This is a genomic window from Microbacterium sp. P26 (assembly GCF_023712585.1).
In the GTDB taxonomy this organism is placed as follows: domain Bacteria; phylum Actinomycetota; class Actinomycetes; order Actinomycetales; family Microbacteriaceae; genus Microbacterium; species Microbacterium algihabitans_A.
The window spans coordinates 1-4,020 of sequence record NZ_JAMAXZ010000011.1 but is presented as its reverse complement, the minus strand read 5'-3'; the positions used below and the strand labels follow the sequence as shown (position 1 = coordinate 4,020).

Below are 4,020 nucleotides of genomic sequence, written 5' to 3'. Positions count from 1 at the left end.
AAATGCGAAATGGCCACCCAGCTTTGGGTGGCCATTTCGACTTAAAGGAAGTCCGGCGGTGTCCTACTCTCCCACAGGGTCCCCCCTGCAGTACCATCGGCGCTGAGAGGCTTAGCTTCCGGGTTCGGAATGTGACCGGGCGTTTCCCTCTCGCTATGGCCGCCGAAACACTATTGATGTTTCAAAAACCAACAACGATATGTTTCATTGTTGTGTTCCCGACCGTACATCGAGAACCACTCAGTGGACGCAAGCACCAAAAACGGTGTGTTATCAAGTCATCGGCTTATTAGTACCGGTCAGCTTCACGTATTACTACGCTTCCACATCCGGCCTATCAACCCAGTAGTCTGGCTGGGAGCCTCTCACCATAAATGGTATGGAAGTCTCATCTTGAGGCCGGCTTCCCGCTTAGATGCTTTCAGCGGTTATCCATCCCGAACGTAGCTAATCAGCGGTGCTCCTGGCGGAACAACTGACACACCAGAGGTTCGTCCAACCCGGTCCTCTCGTACTAGGGTCAGATCCTCTCAAACTTCCTACGCGCGCAGCGGATAGGGACCGAACTGTCTCACGACGTTCTAAACCCAGCTCGCGTACCGCTTTAATGGGCGAACAGCCCAACCCTTGGGACCTACTCCAGCCCCAGGATGCGACGAGCCGACATCGAGGTGCCAAACCATGCCGTCGATATGGACTCTTGGGCAAGATCAGCCTGTTATCCCCGAGGTACCTTTTATCCGTTGAGCGACAGCGCTTCCACAAGCCACTGCCGGATCACTAGTCCCGACTTTCGTCCCTGCTCGACCTGTCAGTCTCACAGTCAAGCTCCCTTGTGCACTTACACTCGCCACCTGATTGCCAACCAGGTTGAGGGAACCTTTGGGCGCCTCCGTTACATTTTGGGAGGCAACCGCCCCAGTTAAACTACCCACCAGGCACTGTCCCTGAACCGGATCACGGTCCTAAGTTAGATATCCAGAGTGACCAGAGTGGTATTTCAACAATGACTCCACACTCACTGGCGTGAATGCTTCACCGTCTCCCACCTATCCTACACAAGCCACACCGAACACCAATACCAAGCTGTAGTAAAGGTCACGGGGTCTTTCCGTCCTGCTGCGCGTAACGAGCATCTTTACTCGTAATGCAATTTCGCCGAGTTCGCGGTTGAGACAGTTGGGAAGTCGTTACGCCATTCGTGCAGGTCGGAACTTACCCGACAAGGAATTTCGCTACCTTAGGATGGTTATAGTTACCACCGCCGTTTACTGGGGCTTAAATTCTCAGCTTCGCCTTGCGGCTAACCGGTCCTCTTAACCTTCCAGCACCGGGCAGGCGTCAGTCCGTATACATCGTCTTGCGACTTGGCACGGACCTGTGTTTTTAGTAAACAGTCGCTACCCACTAGTCTCTGCGGCCACCACACCCTTTCGGAGCAAGTCCTAATAAGTGGATGGCCCCCCTTCTCCCGAAGTTACGGGGGCATTTTGCCGAGTTCCTTAACCACGATTCTCTCGATCTCCTTGGTATTCTCTACCTGACCACCTGAGTCGGTTTGGGGTACGGGCGGCTTGAACCTCGCGTCGATGCTTTTCTTGGCAGCATAGGATCACCCACTTTTTATCCGCATCGTGTCTCAGCCTATGTAAGTGACGGATTTGCCTATCACTTGGCCTACGCACTTGCACCAGGACTACCATCGCCTGGCTTGGGCTACCTTCCTGCGTCACACCTGTTAATACGCTAGCCGCACCAGCATGGGGTCGAGCGTTCACACGGACGTGCCTTCACCCCGAAGGGATCAACAACATTCCGAGCTAGGACTCTTAGCACCACTGGATTAGCTTGGGCGGTTCTTCGCCGGTACGGGAATATCAACCCGTTGTCCATCGACTACGCCTGTCGGCCTCGCCTTAGGTCCCGACTTACCCAGGGAAGATTAGCTTGACCCTGGAACCCTTGGTCTTTCGGAGGACGTGTTTCTCACACGTCTTTCGCTACTCATGCCTGCATTCTCACTCGTGTAGCGTCCACGGCTGGGTCACCCCGCCGCTTCACTCGCCACACGACGCTCTCCTACCCATCAACACGGCTGGACCACGAAGGCCTACCAAAAATGTCAATGCCACAACTTCGGTGGCGTGCTTGAGCCCCGTTACATTGTCGGCGCGGAATCACTTGACCAGTGAGCTATTACGCACTCTTTCAAGGGTGGCTGCTTCTAAGCCAACCTCCTGGTTGTCAAAGCAACTCCACATCCTTTCCCACTTAGCACGCGCTTAGGGACCTTAGTTGGTGGTCTGGGTTGTTTCCCTCTCGACTATGAAGCTTATCCCCCACAGTCTCACTGCTGCGCTCTCACTTACCGGCATTCGGAGTTTGGCTGACGTCAGTAACCTTGTAGGGCCCATCGGCCATCCAGTAGCTCTACCTCCGGCAAGAAACACGCAACGCTGCACCTAAATGCATTTCGGAGAGAACCAGCTATCACGAAGTTTGATTGGCCTTTCACCCCTATCCACAGCTCATCCCCTCAGTTTTCAACCTAAGTGGGTTCGGTCCTCCACGACGTCTTACCGTCGCTTCAACCTGGCCATGGATAGATCACTTCGCTTCGGGTCTAGGACACGCGACTGAATCGCCCTATTCAGACTCGCTTTCGCTACGGCTACCCCACACGGGTTAACCTCGCCACGTATCGCTAACTCGCAGGCTCATTCTTCAAAAGGCACGCTGTCACCCCTACTAAGGAGGCTCCAACGGTTTGTAAGCAAACGGTTTCAGGTACTATTTCACTCCCCTCCCGGGGTACTTTTCACCTTTCCCTCACGGTACTTGTCCGCTATCGGTCATCTGGGAGTATTTAGGCTTATCAGGTGGTCCTGACAGATTCACACGGGATTTCTCGGGCCCCGTGCTACTTGGGATACTCTTCACGCCAAGAACAAGCATTTCGACTACGGGGTTCGCACCCTCTATGACCGGCCGTTCAAAACCGTTCGTCTATACTCTCTTGTCACGTCGACTGCTCGGCAGAACAATCCGAAAAGTCCCACAACCCCCAACATGCAACACCTGCCGGCTATCACACACGCTAGGTTTAGCCTCTTCCGATTTCGCTCGCCACTACTGACGGAATCGCTTTTGCTTTCTCTTCCTGTGGGTACTGAGATGTTTCACTTCCCCACGTTCCCTCTACCCGCCCTATATATTCAGGCGGGAGTCACCAGGTACGCACGCGCCCTGGCGGGGTTTCCCCATTCGGACACCCTCGGATCAAAACTCGCTTATCAGTTCCCCGAGGCTTATCGCAGATTGCTACGTCCTTCTTCGGCTCCAGATGCCAAGGCATCCACCGTTTGCTCTTAAAGACTTGAAATCACATGAGTTGAATCGTCAAAAAATTGACTAATGATCTTTAAGATCATCTTCACGACACAAACCCGAAGGCTCATGTCGAAGATGCTCGCGTCCACTGTGTAGTTCTCAAAGTACGGGCGGTACCCCTCCCCGACGCCACAACCGTGACACCAGAAAAAGGCCCTCGAGGAACAGCCACCAACCACCACCAGTTCGAAAACCAGCGCGATCAGCGCCCGGCCCCTCAGGACCCAACAGCGTGCATGTGTCAACGACTCCGAACCAGGTCTTTCCAGTGGCAAGCCACGTACTGAACCCGAGAACCTCGTCCCCGACACCGAGTCAAATGTTCCACCCATGAGCTAACCGGCAGACACATTCGGTCTGATCCGGCGCCTGAACAACCCCATGACAGGGCGTCAGATGCTCCTTAGAAAGGAGGTGATCCAGCCGCACCTTCCGGTACGGCTACCTTGTTACGACTTAGTCCTAATTACCGATCCCACCTTCGACGGCTCCCTCCACAAGGGTTGGGCCACCGGCTTCAGGTGTTACCGACTTTCATGACTTGACGGGCGGTGTGTACAAGACCCGGGAACGTATTCACCGCAGCGTTGCTGATCTGCGATTACTAGCGACTCCGACTTCATGAGGTCG

General features: G+C 54.4%; 3 rRNA genes. All 3 read right to left on the bottom strand.

Annotated elements, in window-relative coordinates:
- Nucleotides 1-50 precede the first annotated feature (50 nt).
- A 5S ribosomal RNA gene (rrf, locus tag M3667_RS16515) occupies nt 51-167 on the bottom strand.
- Nucleotides 168-269: 102 nt separating this feature from the next.
- Nucleotides 270-3,382, bottom strand: a 23S ribosomal RNA gene (locus M3667_RS16510).
- A gap of 415 nt (nt 3,383-3,797) precedes the next feature.
- Nucleotides 3,798-4,020: ribosomal RNA gene (locus M3667_RS16505) — 16S ribosomal RNA — on the bottom strand; the annotation flags it as partial.